The following is a 16,507-nucleotide window of genomic DNA, read 5'->3' as shown; positions in this document are numbered from 1 at the left end:
AAACCGACGAAAGTGCTTGCTTGAGCAATGCGTTAACACTATCTCTTTTTTAAAGAAAGAATGCCCAAAATAAATGGGTAGAATTTTTGCGCTCTACTTGACAGTGGGAGTCATACCAACGGTGTCATGCAGGGCGGTACGATTGCCGCTTTACACGATGCAGCCATGACACATTGTCTGTTTGCTCACGATGTTTGCGCAATGACCGCCAAACTGGATGTTCGCTTCATCAAACCAATTTCGTTGAATTCACTCATTGAGGTTAAAGCTCATTGTATAAAGAGCAAGCGAGGTATCTATTTTATGCAAAGCCGTATCTTTTATGATGGGCTATGCGTCTCAAAGGCTGAAGCAAAATTCATGTAAACTCTTAAGGCCTTTTGAGCTTTCGTCATTACTTTTTGAGCATCATAGTAAGGCGTTATAAGTTGTTTCGACAAAAATAAACTATAACCTTATACCTATTACTATGTAGAGAATAATGCTAACTAATAATTGGCGACAAAGCGACTTCAAATGCTGAAGAATACTGATAGCATTTATATCCAAGTCACTTCAATATGCAAATGTCAGTAAGAATAAAACAAGCTTTAAGTACCCTTTAGGATCTTCATTTATACCCCTTCTTTTTTATAAGAGATAGGTAGCGTCATATTGACTTGAAAGGTGCCTACATTCCTTCGCCAACCTTCCTTGCTTTAAAGTTTGGAAGATAGCTCTGAATTCTGCGTTTTGAAGTCACTTGGGTATATAATATATCAGTATAGTGCTAGATCTTCGACACCAGATAGCAGAACTTTTTAATCTAATCCCCTTTTTTGGTTTTATACTCCATGCCATACTCCACATTCAAATGACTAACAAGAATGACCCTGTATGACCTATCAATGCCCTCTTTGCCATCACACTTTAAACGCTACTCAAAATGGGTTTACTTGCACTCATAATCATCAGTTTGATCGTGCGAAAGAAGGTTACGTTAATCTAATGCCGGTACAGCATAAACGCTCTAAGCAGCCGGGTGATAATGCAGAAATGATGCAAGCTAGACGTCGCTTTTTAGCATCTGAGCAATACCACCCGATGCGTGAAGCAGTAGCTAAATTGTGCCAAAAGCACCTAGTCAAAACTTCTCACCAATTACTAGACATAGGTTGCGGCGAAGGTTATTACACTCACTACATAGCACAACAACTTCAGAAACAAAACTCAGCAACTACTTGTTATGGATTAGATATTTCTAAAGTTGCCATTCGCTACGCAGCAAAACGCTACAACCATCAAACGATGCAATTTTGTGTTGCCTCTAGCCATCGATTACCCTTTGCAGATCACTCACTCGATGCCATTTTACGTATCTACGCGCCATGTGATCATCAAGAACTGCAACGAACGACTACAGAGCATGGGCTAGTTATTACGGTTACCCCTGCTGCTCGCCATTTATATCAGTTGCGAGAACTGGTTTATCAAGACGTAAGATTACATGATGAGTCACCAGAGAATATTGCAGGCTTTGCGCTACTAGAAGAACAAAAGCTGCATTATGAAATGACAATGATAGGTAGTGAAGCGGAAGATTTACTCCAGATGACGCCGTTTGCTTGGAAGGCTTCAGAAGAAATAAAAGTACAATTACAAAATGCCCCACAGTTTGATTGTGAGGCAGATTTTATTTTACGAGTTTATCGCAAAAAAGATGACTAATATCAATAACGTTTAGGCCTACAAAGCAGCACAACGCTCTTCTAATATAGGGTTACTGTTGTGCTGATAACTTTTTACTATTTTCGCTTTCTGACATTCAAACACACTCACCGGATATTGCTTATCCCAAGCGGTAAATAGCTGCTTTTGTTGCTTACTTAAACGAAACTGTGAGTAAGTCATATCAAAATATAAATAAGTACGAGCGATTAAACCACGTGCTTGTTGTGGTGGTTGAGCTTTTCTATCTTCAACATGAAAATCGCACGATCCAAAATCACTTTGGGTGCCAGACATCATCTGAAAATTATAATTAGAACGGTATGCGTTAACACTGCCGATTGCGGCAAATAGGTTATAGCCATCAGCCTGCATTAATCGATATTCATGGTTTACTTTTTCTGCACATTTACGGCCTTTATACGACTTACCTTTGCTACTCACGCATTGTCCATCCCCTTCTCGCCACTCTTTAAATGCACGGCCAAAGTTTTCAGCAGGTACGATATGTTCGAATTCAACTCGCTTAGAGCGTGAAGTATACAAGGAGTCATTAAATCCTTGAGGCAGTGTTACTTGCTTTTTTTCATCAAATTTAGCGTCACAGTAGACTGTTTTACGCATCTCTGTCTTGTTATAAACATTTTTCATCAGCAATCGTTTTGCTTTTGAAAACGAATCTATTTGCGTGTTCTGGGTTGCGGAAACTCCATTAGTAAACAATACCGACGAAAACAACACACACGCTATTAATGGCCATTTTTTCATTTGAGACTTCCTAATTGAAGTCTCTATTTTACGTGCCTTTTAATACTTTTCTAATACTTTTATTAACAAATTTATCAGAAAAAAATAGTAAAAGACTAGATTGTGATGATCCAAGTTTTGAGAGAATCCATTAAAAAAACCAAATAAAAACAGTTCTCATTTGTATTTATCTGGTATTATTGGCAAAAATAGTACTAGATATAGGCAATTTATGATCCAGCATTCACCATTCCTTCATTTTAAATTCATTATCATTATATTGTTATTAAGTGGTTGCAGTATGACCTCTAATACAAAGCCTATTTCCCACTTTTATGATTATCAGTTATACAATGCAACTCTCTCTCCTCTACCTTTGTCTGAATGGCAACAAGAGTTCACTAATGCTGACGTAATTTTAATCGGTGAATGACATACTCATTCTGGTGTACATCACTTTCAGGCAGATTTTTTACATACCCTTCTTCAAAAGCAAACACGTATAGCTCTTTCTATGGAGCAATTTAGTCGTGATGCCCAGCCGATTCTCAATAAGTACTTAACCGACCAAATTGGTGAACAAACCCTCATACAACAAGCAAAAGCTTGGCCGAATTATGAAAGTGATTATCGCCCATTGGTTGAAATCGCAAAAACAAACCGGTTGGATGTTATTGCTGCCAATGCACCAAAACCCATAGTTCAATGTATCGCAAAAGAAGGTTTAGATTATTTAGGGAGGTTAGAGCCAGATCAGCGACAATATGTGGCTAAAAATTTAGATACGCGTGATTCAGAATATAAGCAAAAGTTTATGGCATCCATGCACCATGGTCAGCCCAATAAACATGAAAATTTATATGCGTCTCAACTAACTTGGGATGCAACCATGGCCGAGAGTATTGTAGATTATATATCTCAGCACCCCGATACAAAAATTGTGCATATTGCAGGAAAATTTCATACTGAAAATGGACTAGGTATAGCGACTCAAATCAAGCAACTCAACTCAAGTTTAAAGGTCATCATTATCACCCCTGTCTTTGAGTTAATCCCAAATGGCAATGACTATTTATTGCAAGTGACCACACTTCCAAAACGTTACGTTCAACAATCTAATCAATTCGCCGCTTATAAAGAGTTATCTAAGAGAAAAAAACGCTATGAATGCAATTAATTGATCCATTTATTTACGGTTGGGATGGTTCAAAATATCCAATAATTAATTTTTGTTTTTATGGATCATGAGAGAGACCAGCAATACCAATGGGTTCATGGTTTTCCCAACAAAAAGCACTCTATCTAACCAACACTTGAGAAAATCACTCCGAAATTCTCAACTATTACTACAGACTAAACAAGGCAAACTCAGACTTTTGGCAATCAGTCACACCAACAACAAAACCTTCCTTCGGATACTCTTTTACATCGTATGCACGCAATCATCCAATACCTAGAATGCATTTGTAAACAAAAGTAATTCAAGGACGAAGAACAGATCTGTGCAAGAAGAAACGTACACATAAATTTTATACTTGTGCTATCTAGTGTTAAGTTAAGCTGATCTGCTCTTAACGAAGCTCAATTTTTTCTATATGTTAGGTAGTGATAAACGAAGCGAATCCGACGTTTTGCGATATGATATTACGCAGTTGATCTTCTCTTCATATGAACTAACCTACGCGAGTTGGCTAAGGAAGCCGTAGACTCTTCTAGCCAATCACTATTAAATTAACTCCCTATTTCTCTTCTCATTTTTTAAATTGATCGCCAAAGGGCTTAAGCCAGATGTTTGATATTTATAAGATACATAATTTGCAATTCTACTTTCGTGAGTAGACATTATAATTTGATAGCCCTTAAACTCTTCCCTCAACAATTGAATAAATGATGCCATATTGATGTCATCCATACTTTGAATTGGGTCATCGATTAATAACGTTTTTAACCCTGTAGGAAACACTTTATTCATCGCAAGCATAAAAGCAATAATGACTCCCGCTAATTGACCAGAACTCATTGTACTCCAAGCGTCATGTTCAGCTCCCATACTTGAACAAAAGCGATAATACCCATTATTGCTCAGCTTATCAGGTGTTTCCAAAATAACACCACTGGCTGGCTTACCTGATTCAAGCCTTGTTTGCAAGATCTTACTGCTAATATTATAAAAGGGTATTTGTATTTTTTTAGCTATCTCCTTTTCATAGCGAGATATATTCTTCTTATATATATCAAACCCATGATTTAATGCATTTAATATATTTCCATAATTGATTAAATCGGTCTCATATCCCGTTATTTCGTTCTTTAAATTTTTGTATTTTTCATTATTTAATAGTTTAATTTGATTTTCCATGTATTGAATGTCATTCGTAACATTTTCTAATGAAAAAGGCCAATCAGCAACTTCTACATTCGCATTTATACCAATCACATCCAATTTGGTTTTAATCTTCTCGAATTCGTCATCTACTTTAACTGAAATCTCGTTATCTAAATGTTCCAAAAGAACTTTAATTTCCGTATATTTCTTATCAACAAAGTAATCTACACAAAATAAGCTAGGACAGGCATATTCACTATATTTCGGTAGGTTATCATCGAACCAAGTTTTAGTTTCTAGCATTTCATCAAAACTATCTTTACTAAGCTGGCGTGCTCTCAATATTTTTTTGTAGTCATCATTAAAATGACTATATTTATCAAATCGCTTTTTACTTCGTTGTATCACAGGTGAAATCAACTCATCTATAACTTTGTCATAAGCCAGTTGTACATTTTTACCTGTATCTGTTTTTAACGTCTCAAAAGCAGCTTTTTGCTCTATATATGCTTTATTAAGTTCGATTAAATCATCATATGATTGTCCACATAATGGACAATTGACCTCTTCTCTGTGATTCGAATTCTCAATAATATCTTCTTCTTCTCCGCAATATTTATTTAACTTTTTCATCAGCATTTCACTTGAATTGGTTATACTGGTTAAAAGTTGTTCAGTTGTACTTTGTGCATTGATAAGAACGTTATAATTACTGATAGAAACTTCATTTACTTCATATAGAACTTTGAAATATTTTTTTATTTTTTGTAACAAATCCTCTGTAATATTGATTTCTTCAGATACATCCAAATCTTTCAATTCACTGTAATCATCGTTTTTATTGATGGTACTGTTAACCCAGAGGATATGCTTGCTTAGTGATTCAACATAGGAAAAGTCTGAGGTTTTACTAAAAAGAAGCAAATTTTTTATTAAATTTTTATTCTCATCCTTTAGCCATGATTTGATTTCATATCTTTGTTTAATAAGCTTCCAATTATTTCTTCCATCATCAGATAATATCTTCTTGCATTCCTCAAGTGCGGCTTTATATTTTTTTATTTCTTCAATTGTTATTGTTTTTTTATCTATCTGCTTTATCGAATTTCCAGATAATCTAATCTCAGCATATACACCCTCATCAGTTATAAGATCTTTGATTTCTGCATTTTTACTTATTTTCTCATCTTCCAATTCTTTTATTTTAGATGAAACTACATTTCTTAATCCATCTAATTTATTTAACGATTTTTTTTCCTCGTTGATACCAAACAAGTGATCTATCTGTTTAAATCTAGATTTTTCATCGAGCTTAAGAAAATGTAAAGATTCTTCTTGTTGAATGTAATTGGAAACGGTAAACATTTTATTTATTTCTTTAAAACTCAATGCTTCCTTCAACAGTTCAACTATATCATCATTTCCCTGTTCTATTTCAGAATATATATAATCCACATTATCCGGCCAAGATTTTAGGATTCCGCGAGAAATATGATCAGACCATTCATTGTTTCTTCCCTTTTTAGCTTCTATACAAGCCCCGATAATCAATGAATTATTATCATCGATTAATTCTAAAACTATGAAAGCGGAAGCACCATCGACCCCATTCGATGATATCAACATATTCTTATTTTTTGTTTTCTTATCAAGAATTTTGGAATCTTTAAATCTACTGACGGTGCCAGTCAGTGCTACTTCGATAGCATCGAATATTGTTGTTTTCCCGAACCCATTAGGACCATCTAGAATAATTAAATCTTTATTTGAAAAATCAAGGAAGAATTCTTTCGTATAGGATTTAAAATTCTTAACGAGCAAGCGACCGATTCTAAAATCATTCATTAATTTTATTTCCTTGTATTTCAGTTAGCAGTGCCTCTGCTTCTAATTCGACATTATCATGTTCTGCTTTTGAAGCATATTTCAACGCGGCTTCGCTAATGTCCTTGAGATTTTTATATAAGATCGTGAGAGTACTATCGTCCTCTGCATCTGGATTACTTGTAATACCGTATATTTCTGAATTTTCAGCGATTTCACTGTCAATCATATTCTGTAAAGAATTAGACTCAGAGCTTTCTACAATCATGTGCAAAAATGGCAATTTCTCAAACAGCTGGGCGCATCCTGAGTAATAAGTGTCAGCGTTTGGCTTTTCCATGAACTGTTTAAACTTAATAGTATTATTCATGAGATCTTGCAAATATTTTATTACCTCAAAATCCGTTGACTTGGATACTTCACTGCCCAACTTACTTAGAAATTCAGCAGAGAGCAGTACTACTTGTTTTTTAAAAAAGTATTCATCTTCTTCTACTTCAGTTATTTTTGACACCAACTTATCAACATTATTCTCTTGCTGAACAAATAACAATAAAGTTGTATTTTTCTCGTAATTATTGTCTATATTTAAATTCAACACACCACTTAACGGTTGTAAATTATTAATATCCGTATCAGAGTTCAAGCTATTTAGTCGCAACATTAAACTAGTTTGCAGATCACGATTTACAGAATTTAATTCAGACTCCTGGATCTCTGCGATTAAAAAATAGTCTCCTACATTACCTCTTCTTACTAAGATTAAATTTTGTGATTTTAATGTTGTAATACTATCTTCATCTAAACTTAACATACCCGCATGTAATTCTAGTTCTTGTAATAATTTAGACATTATTTTAAGAAAATCCTTATTCATTTAATTTTTCCTGTGCTAATTCATAATGAACAAAAGTGATATCTTTAGGTAAGGTTATATGTGGTTTACCTGTAACTTCATAGTCTAATACGTTAGGTACTTCTACGAATTTTTCTAGACGACCTGAAAACTCCAAGTTACTAGGTGAATCGATAACAATAAAATCAGTATCTTTATTTAAATAAATCAAATGGTCTTTGAAATCTAATTTGAGAGTTGTAATAGCTTGTTCTGATAGACGTTTGTTTGAATGATTGACGCTGATAGTACTTGCCCGAAAGTTCTTACCATTTTGCGGGAACAAGAAACAGTCATTGTGTTCTATATGTAAATTTTCAAGAAAACTTAAAAAAGCCGTACTAATATCATTTTCATTGGCAATATGCTGATGATAGTAGTTACTTTTATTGGTGCAAATAGATAGGTGAGGTTTTAATGCTCTTAAAAGAAATGCTAACTTTCCTTGTTTTATATATTTATTATAAGTCGATATATAGTGTCTACTGAGGTTATTGCGTTCAGCTAAGTCTTCCTTACCTAATGAATAAATTTGCCTTTGATAAGCATTTTCAAAGTTTTGACGACAAATTAGTTCCCAGTAGTCATTTTTAGATTCATCAATCACCTCCATTCTTAGGTATGTTAAAATATTAGTAAAAGATAATTTTCGTTTTACTTTTTCACTTAACCTTACCGTTACATCATTTTTTAGGTCTTCGTGCCTCTCTGCAACATATTTATCAATTTTATCTTTTATTGCAGCTACATAAATAGTTAAGAGATCTTGAGTGATATTTAGGTTTGGATTTTGATGATTCAAAATAAATTTAGACAAGCGCCTTAACTCATTATTCAGTTCTTCATCATCAAGAGCTAGATCGTAGTCAGGGTTATTGTCAAATGAGCATACAACATTTTTATTTTTAAGCGTTCTTTTTGAAAAATTATCTATATCTACTTTCGATTTTTTTATGTCTACATATTCTGACAAGTCTTGATTAGGAGCAATTATATTTTTTGATGTGTGTACATAAATAGTTCCATTTAAGTATTGACCTTTTATCTTTAAAAAATCATTTAAATAATTATTTACCGCGACTACCACATCACAATTGTAACCATCTAATTTTGAAACTTCATTTTTCAGTATAAATCTTCTTTTATCGATAACTTCATATTTAAGCAATTTACTGATTAATTCATCAATGTATTCTTTTTTATCAATTATTTCATTGATACCCTGAGAGAAATGAGAAACATAATTAAATAAGTCATTTTCAGATATACGTCCTTGTTGTCTTGACAGAATGGTAACAATAGCGTCTATATAAGTACTAAATTTACTATCATTATAATGTTTAACTTGATGATGACTTTGGTACTGATTATTTTTTAGTATAGAAAAATCTTCTAACCATTCGAATTCGATACTATATTTACTGCAAAATTCATCAATATTTTCATTTCGAGTCAAAGCATTAGAAATAAGCTTTAAACATACATAAAGTCCCACCTTTCCTTGATAAGAAAAGCCGTTCCAACTCGCTGTTGCATCAAACAATGGGCTTTTAAATTGTTTATATTCCATTTTATTAGTTATTCAATCCTATTGGGTAATGTGCGATGTAGCGACAGAATAGCCACCGGCTTGATTGACACCTTTTAGTTAGACATTCGACTCAAGATTATCGCCGTATAAGGAATAAATATCCTCACCAGCACTTTGTCTTTTAATTAAGCGCTGAACTATGTCATATGTCCCATCCGAACTAGCCACGCAGAACCACTCGTTGAATTGGATGATATATTTTTCTATTGTTAACGGTTTAACTCCAAACTGCTCAGCAACCTCTTCTATCGGCGTTCCTTGTTCAAGCAATAGTTTAGCTGAGTACCAGCGTCCAACTCGATTTGCAGTAGAAATTAGAGTCTTATTCCTTGAGCGAAATTTCGCAATTTTTGCTCTTAGTTCTTGGTATTTTTCAGAGTAAGTATCAAGAAATTCACTACAGGATTCACTAGAACTCAGTACTTCATCTGACAGTTCGATATTTAATGCTTTAGCAATTGACTTAGCATAAGACTCTTGCCGATGTGTCGGTGGCTTTTTATCTTCTGGAACGAAACTTCTTAGTATGTCGATAATTTGTTCGGCATTATAACTGTACAACTTTAAGTCATTTGACTTTGCATGCTCTGAAATTATTTTGTACAAACTAGTTGGGATTTCAAAACTGACCTTTGCTTCGCCTACAACGATTTCAGCAACTGATACTTCATTACTCATACTGAATTAAATCTCCGTAACTCCATTAATCACATAACACTCTATAGATGGAATATCTCCGTGTTTGATTTCTGCCTATGTTGCTGCCATTCATTATGAAACTCAACTAACATCAACCTGTTGTGTGAATCGAAAGAGAGTTTCGATATAGAACTATGGAAAGTTTCAGTATGAGTCGCAGGTACATGGATTTGATTGCTTTTGTCTGTTGTAGTTAGTTATCAATTCAGGAACTTATTGATGTCACAACTTCGTTTTCATCTAACAGTTCTTGTTGAAGGTCAAACACCCTAAAACGGAGCCTAGCATTTTCAGCCTCTAACAATTTTCTGGCTTCAACTGCATTGTTTCGTTCTACCCTGTATTTATCCTTAAGCTCATTGGCTTTTTTTAATTCGTGTTTTAATCTACCAAGCTCAGAAAAAGGAACCTCCAACTCAATATCTAAGCCTGTTGTCATCGCCTTATCGCGGTTAAGGTTGTATCCATCGATAACAGGTTTAGCGTAAGCCACGAACTTTTTGAACTTATGGACGTAGCTATTGCCAAGCTGGGCTTCATTATTTATTCGGTTTAACGTGAGCTTGCCTGTCGCTTTTACATGAATTGGCTTACCATCTAATAGGCGCTGAAATGCATTGACCAGTAACCCCTCGGCCTTACAGGTTGCCTTATACTCTACTTTCATGACCACACCGCCTTAATTTCATCATTGAAGTTAACAAAACGAATGTTGTGCTTGACTAGAGTTGGTTCAATAGACTGAATCTTCTTTTTTCTGGCATCCAGAATCAACTCATTAGCATAATCACCCATGTCATTGATTGCCCTGAATGAAGCAATGAGGTTGTCCCGCTCTCTTGAAAGCCTTTTGGCCGCTTTATCAGTTATAATCTTATGCTCACAAGGTGCTTCAACAATATCCATCAGTGAGCAAAGGCGTTCACAATTACGGTTGGTGCAGTATCCCCCAGTAGGAAGCAACACAATGGATTTGTCACCAGACCTTACCAAAGCGAACAATTCACTTCGGGACATAACTATCTCTTCACCCTGTGCTAGCCGCTCTGTTTTATTTTTGGCTATTCGCTCGCCTTCTGCACCGCTTAGGATATCCGATACATTGTATATATCATCCCATGCGTCTACCGCTGAACTTTCAATGGCTTGCTCAAACTCACTCATTAACTGAGTATCCATCAACAATTGGTTGGTACGTGCCAGTTCAGAATAATTCGCATACCAGTTGGACATATTAATATTGCGGTGTTTAAGTTGGTATTTTGCTGTAAGTGCGTTGCCTAGCCTATTCTTCACCATAAAGACCACAAAACTCCGCCGTAGATCATGTGGACTAAGCCTTGGTAAACCGCCTCCGACTTTTAAGCTGCCTGCTCGTTCAGGATTTAATAGGTCGAACTCGTCAACGTCTTCAGAAGTTGCAGTAATGTTGAACTCTTTCATATTCAAGGCATCACCACCTCCATCAACCTTGAATTTTAGCGATGATTTATTTATGAGTAGCTCAGTAACATAAGGAATATCAGAAGAAATGAAGGCACTTTTAAGGTCTTGTTTCCTAGCATTATATTGGTCTTTGGTTAACAAACCACTTTGATAACCGACATCCAGTTGCTCTAACGAATACCCTCTCGCTGCTTGTGTAGCATCAAAGGCCAATTCCAATGCTAGTTTTGCAATAGGGGCGGTATTCCACGCTGTATAATTCTTTTCGCCCTTATTTCCCTTTGTAGAAAACCCTGTAACCTTTGGAATAGCAGCCTTTGAGTCGTCATAACTATCTTTGTTCATGGAAAGCAGCTCTTCCTTTCGGGCGGCTGAAAACAAACCCACACAGATAAAGCACATCCTGAGCAATCTACCTAACCAATTTCCGCGCCTGTAAAATGAAAAATTAGGAATGGCTCTTCGCTCAGGCCAATTGTTTGTTACTCGACACATCCTCACAGATAATATCTTCCTTTGATCCTCATTTAGAACACTTACGCCTAGTGCTTTGAGCTCAGAATCGACCATTTCATCCTGATAAGCGTAAAACTTCTCCATAGCAGATGAAATATGATGGCGATATGGGTGATAGGTTTCCACAAACTTAACAACAGTCTGTAAAATATTAGCGTAGATAGCTTCTGGAAATGCGATTGCTTGCCCCTGCCCCGCATCAGGTTGAACCCACTTTATATACTCTCGTTTATGGACATAACGCGTTACAAGACCTGCTTTATTCAGCGCATTAATACTAGAGGCAAGGCTTTTGCAAGACTCAATATTGCCAAAGCCTTGTAATGTTGTGGCGCACTTTTTCCATTCTCGGTCGCTCGAAAGCAAACTGAATTCACTCTTTCCCCAACGTGTTGCGAGGGCTTTTAATTTATCTCTATTCTTTATCAGTGTACTAACCGCTGCACATGAGTCGGAGCTTGATTTCTTCTTTTGCCATTGCATCAGCGTATAGAGGTAAGATTGAACGTCATGTCGGTATTTCTCATCAATTTGCACAAAAGAGATTGTTTTTTTGTTCTGGTTGAGCGAGTGAAAATCCCATTCAACATCAAAGACACGTGACTTGCCTTTCCCTTCAGAGTCAAACGTCACATACGGATTTTCAGCAAGTTTTTGGCGAAGCTGTATAAGCTTTTCAGACATAGACTATCCCTTAAAAAATTGGCTTGCACTGGCTCTGTCTTGGTAAAGCGAATGGTAAACTCCGTCATCCACTTTTTGTTTTGCCTGAGAATAGTTTTTAGGTGCTTTTTGCTTCAGCCTGATAAGTGTTTTTTTCAACAAAGCTTCCACCATGAAATACTCTTCCTTTGGTATGGAATTACTTGCAACCATCTCTTTGAGAGCTTCAATTTGCTCTAAAAATGACAGCATTAACCAGATGTCATCTTCGGACGCGACCAATTTATGACTATCACAATCAAAACAAGCTAGGAAATCCGTGCAGCGACCTGTATCTTTGGAAAAATCAATATCTAACTGCTTCATACGCCTAGTTTCAGCAACAAGCTTCTCTGGTTTTGCCCCTTCGCATTTGACGCCACTAGGCGTTGTCATTAATGGCTGCTCTTTACTATCACGGTTACGCAATTTCTTATAATCGTAATCTGACAGAATATCGCTGTGCATCACCTTGGCATTCTCAACAGCTTTACTAATACTGATTCCCTTAGCAACCACGCTTAACGCACCAAACGTAGCATTTAGGTTGTTATCATGATCGGCCTGAACACCACCAGAATACCTTTTGGCGACGACATTGACGGTATTATTTAACCCCTGTGACACCAGGAAGATATCTTCTGTGACTCGCATAAGTACATCAGATTTTGTGGTCCTGAATCGACTTGTAGTAACCTTTAGTCCAGTTATTTTCTCAAGCTGTTTATTGATGTATCCAATATTTGAACCACGGGCATTGAATGTCGAGACCTCACCGCTGGAATTAAAGAAAGGGCAAAGTGGTAGCTCATTTGAATACAGAATACCCAATGATTGAAACATAACTTTAGACGTGTTAAGCCATCGAGTAATCAGCTCTTTGGTTCTTTGACTGAAGCCACCGCTATTATCCAAATCCTTATAACCAGCCCTGAATTTATCTCCGTCAAAAACAAACCTTCCACTACCAATACTCTTAAATGCAACGTCCTTATGTCGCACATTAGCGAGCACTGATGTATTCATACCGGTCAGCATTGAGAACACGAAAAACCAATTACGTGATGCGTGATTATAAAAGACCTGCCGATCAAGTCGCTCAAGTGGTAACAGACTGCGCTTTATTATCGGATGAGTAGCTTTCATACAACTTTTGAGGCCGTTTTTTTTGTCAGCAATTTGTCTTAATGACCAGCTATTATGTTTTGCTTTTTCTTCAAAACTATTTGCATCAAAGAACGGATGAATATCTAACAGTTCATTTATATCGATCGCTTCCTGAAAGGCCAGTGCCGCTTTAACCAATAGTTTGGATAATGGTTTCAGCTCTGTTTCAATATGAAATGCTTTGTTCTTGGCAAGAGGAATCGCTGCAACTTCGGGCAATGTCTTAAGGTCAGACTCTCGATTCCACAACCTCAATAACACAGATAAGGCATTTTTAATACTATGTGGCCTTGATACTAACTCACCTTTATCGCGTAATTTATTGAAGTACTTAATGCAATCAATCATGATTGCATTACAAAATAGGTCACCGTGATAACCAATGTCGTCAATATATTGAAAGTAACTCACAAGCCCAGAAAAGTAAGATAGCTTTGAATAGTTATTAGGTAAGAGGTTTAGCCTTTGATGGATATCCCTAACGATATCGTCCCTATTAGCCAAGACCCCATTTCCAGACTCTATTTGTGTTTTTGTCGGGACGTTACGGTAACGCAAACGATAAGTGTAAGCTTTATGCCCATTACCACTGTGTAAAACCATATCTTCAAAACGAAATGGGATAATAGGTGCGCTGATCTTCTCAATAGTAACTCTGGTACGCCTTCGTCCCTGAATCATAATGCCCCCTCTAAATCATCAAAAGCACCAATATAATCAAGTACGTCTTCGTAAATTTCGTCGGCGGAGGGCATATCCTGTGCAATTTTCAAGTATTCTATCGTCGTCGCCCTCTCTTCATGACCAAGCAACGCTGACACCCTATCCAATGCTTCATCAGGTGTAATTAATAAAATTCCATACTCATCCTTTTTACTTAAAAGGTGGCGGAAGATATTAACGGCAAACGTTGAGCGTAAATTATGTATCGAGCCGACGATAGGATGGTCAAACCCTTGGGCTAGGTTTGCAGTGTTGCGAATTTCAATCCAGCGACCTGTAAAGTCTTGCAGTCTGGAAAACATAGGCTTACCCGACTGGGTAATAAACAAATACTCCAGCTCAGGATTAATAGCATCGTCACCCTCAAAAAGGTGCGTATTACCTGCTTCATCCTTCTCTTTACACCAACCTTTAAACTTCTCAAGACGCTTTCTATACCTGTCAGATTGCGAGTAATCGTAAAGAATTTTCATTAATGTTGCTGGGATTATGGTGACGCGACTTTTATTCTTCTCTACACTTCGCTCAGCCGTCTTTGTGAGTGATTGGTATTTATCACCTACGCCCAAATCCAGCACAGGCTTTTTAAAAACCTCTCTGCCATCTTGAATCATTGTTTCGGGGTTCACTATCTGTCCCAAGTGAAGGCTCGCGGCTTCTTCTCTGCGCAATCCAGTGTTACGGCAAATCATAGGGTGCAGGCAAAACTCAATCGGCAGTGAGTGTAGTTTATTGTTGTCACCATGACGAACCACCCTGCGGGACTTCATTAATATGTTTTGCAGAATCTTCCATTCATTACTGGTAAACGGTTTTAAGTCACGGCGTAGCTTGCTGAGGCTTGTACCGCCACTGCGAGATGACTGAGAAAACTTAATCCGCATATCTGTCGTGTGCACCTGCTTACGTTGGTATGCTTTCATACTGGATGCAGACGCCTCGAAATGGATATTCACTGTCTCAAACTGGAACGGGGGGTTATTAAAGCGGATACCCTGACGGAGGCAGTGTTTATAGAAACCAACGACACTGCTCATGTATTGCCTAGCCGTAGTTTTAGCCAATACTTCATCAATAGCGAGCTGCTTTATACCATCCCGATATTGGTAGGTTAACCGTTCTTGCTTGTTGCGAGGAAAGGTACTCCATTCTGGACGAGGGTTATCATAGAGAGGGTCAAAGTCCTCTTCATTATATCTGGCATCCCACTCTGCCTGCTTGTCCAATACAAAACTGAAGTAATGAGCAAGCCCCTGTGCATCTGTGCCAAGCTCAAGCACACCATCATCGATTGCTTTTGACAATAAGAACTCATTGACTATGTCTAATGATTTGTAGCTGACTAGGTTATCTTTGTCGTCATACCCAACAATATGGAGTAAGGGGAGTTTTTTGATGAGGATCTTATTGCCATTGGCTCGGTATGTAACTTGAGGTTCACCATCCTCATTAATAGATACCAATGGTTTCTCGTAAACGAAATTAGGGATTGTCGAAATTTCTACTTCTTTTCGTATGACCTTTTTCTGATTTGTACCGTTATCTGACATACTCAACCTCATGCTGTACATACAATCAGCATATACAGCATTCTCAACTTTGAAAGTTAATTATGAGGTTTTAGTCTATCAGGTAAGTTTTGAATGTGGTCCTCCCAGTCCACCACATCAATTTCATAAACCACTTTATTACGTACACTTTCACCTGCTGCATGCATGGCAGATTTCGATCCAGTAATAAGCGGATGCCACTCAGGCAGAGGTTTATTTTCTGCAAGTAAGCGATATGAACAGGTTTCTGGTAACCAATTAAATTCATCTATTTTGTCACGAGTCAACTTCAAACACTCTTCACCAGACTCAAAACGATTTGGGTAATCTTTACAGCCGCAAGTTTTGCTATTGAGCCAGCTACAAGCAACGTTGGTGTAGTATACTTCATCACTGTCTTCATCCATCAACTTATGCAAGCAACACTTACCGCAACCATCACATAGTGATTCCCACTCTTGCTCACTCATTTGTTGTAGTGACTTAGTTTGCCAAAATGGATCTGTCATAATATGCCTGCTTAAACTTGTATAGGATCTAGGCTGCGTTTTATACGCCGATCATCGGCAGAATTCAAGTTATGCTATTTTCTGTATGGGTATTTTGCTATTATC

The 16,507-nt window shown here is 36.9% G+C and carries 11 protein-coding genes and 2 pseudogenes; 3 read left to right on the top strand and 10 right to left on the bottom strand.

The window, feature by feature from the left end:
- Positions 1 to 120: 120 nt before the first annotated feature.
- Positions 121 to 366 (top strand): annotated as a pseudogene (locus ACE3G9_RS14905) (PaaI family thioesterase); the annotation flags it as partial.
- A gap of 510 nt (positions 367 to 876) precedes the next feature.
- Positions 877 to 1,707, top strand: coding sequence for a 23S rRNA (guanine(745)-N(1))-methyltransferase (gene rlmA / locus ACE3G9_RS14900; protein ID WP_449219562.1), 831 nt, complete (start codon positions 877 to 879; stop codon positions 1,705 to 1,707).
- Positions 1,708 to 1,725: 18 nt separating this feature from the next.
- Here rlmA and ACE3G9_RS14895 read toward each other — a convergent pair whose 3' ends face one another.
- Entirely contained in the window at positions 1,726 to 2,475 is a 750-nt protein-coding gene (locus ACE3G9_RS14895) for an endonuclease (RefSeq protein ID WP_449219561.1), read from the bottom strand.
- Positions 2,476 to 2,686: 211 nt separating this feature from the next.
- On the opposite strand from ACE3G9_RS14895, the pseudogene ACE3G9_RS14890 reads away from it, so the two are divergent.
- Positions 2,687 to 3,631: pseudogene (locus ACE3G9_RS14890) on the top strand (ChaN family lipoprotein).
- A 549-nt stretch (positions 3,632 to 4,180) separates the two neighbouring features.
- Here ACE3G9_RS14890 and ACE3G9_RS14885 read toward each other — a convergent pair.
- From ACE3G9_RS14885 to ACE3G9_RS14845, 9 genes are all read right to left on the bottom strand, one after another.
- Positions 4,181 to 6,625, bottom strand: coding sequence for an AAA family ATPase (locus ACE3G9_RS14885; protein WP_449219560.1), 2,445 nt, complete (start codon positions 6,623 to 6,625; stop codon positions 4,181 to 4,183).
- Complete coding sequence (locus ACE3G9_RS14880; RefSeq protein WP_449219559.1) at positions 6,618 to 7,481, bottom strand: ABC-three component system middle component 1; 864 nt, start codon at positions 7,479 to 7,481, stop codon at positions 6,618 to 6,620. Before ACE3G9_RS14880 ends, ACE3G9_RS14885 begins: the two co-directional genes overlap by 8 nt.
- Entirely contained in the window at positions 7,474 to 9,069 is a 1,596-nt protein-coding gene (locus tag ACE3G9_RS14875) for a hypothetical protein (protein WP_449219558.1), read from the bottom strand. Before ACE3G9_RS14875 ends, ACE3G9_RS14880 begins: the two co-directional genes overlap by 8 nt.
- Before the next feature lie 78 nt (positions 9,070 to 9,147).
- Positions 9,148 to 9,768 carry a hypothetical protein gene (locus tag ACE3G9_RS14870; protein ID WP_449219557.1) on the bottom strand — a complete coding sequence of 207 codons (621 nt, stop codon included), beginning with the start codon at positions 9,766 to 9,768 and terminating at the stop codon, positions 9,148 to 9,150.
- A gap of 226 nt (positions 9,769 to 9,994) precedes the next feature.
- Complete coding sequence (locus tag ACE3G9_RS14865) at positions 9,995 to 10,456, bottom strand: hypothetical protein (RefSeq protein ID WP_449219556.1); 462 nt, start codon at positions 10,454 to 10,456, stop codon at positions 9,995 to 9,997.
- Entirely contained in the window at positions 10,453 to 12,435 is a 1,983-nt protein-coding gene (locus ACE3G9_RS14860; RefSeq protein WP_449219555.1) for a hypothetical protein, read from the bottom strand. The genes ACE3G9_RS14865 and ACE3G9_RS14860 overlap by 4 nt, the downstream gene beginning before the upstream one ends.
- 3 nt (positions 12,436 to 12,438) lie before the next feature.
- A complete protein-coding gene (locus ACE3G9_RS14855; RefSeq protein WP_449219554.1) occupies positions 12,439 to 14,301 on the bottom strand; it encodes a hypothetical protein in 1,863 nt (620 codons plus the stop codon).
- The gene (locus ACE3G9_RS14850; protein WP_449219553.1) at positions 14,298 to 15,893 is read right to left on the bottom strand and encodes a site-specific integrase; all 1,596 of its coding nucleotides are present in this window, start codon (positions 15,891 to 15,893) and stop codon (positions 14,298 to 14,300) included. Before ACE3G9_RS14850 ends, ACE3G9_RS14855 begins: the two co-directional genes overlap by 4 nt.
- 56 nt (positions 15,894 to 15,949) lie before the next feature.
- On the bottom strand, positions 15,950 to 16,402 hold the full coding sequence (locus ACE3G9_RS14845) for a YcgN family cysteine cluster protein (RefSeq protein WP_417881101.1): 453 nt from the start codon (positions 16,400 to 16,402) through the stop codon (positions 15,950 to 15,952).
- Positions 16,403 to 16,507: the final 105 nt, after the last annotated feature.

This window comes from Vibrio sp. E150_018 (genome assembly GCF_053544035.1).
This window is presented reverse-complemented; position numbering and strand designations above follow the sequence as displayed.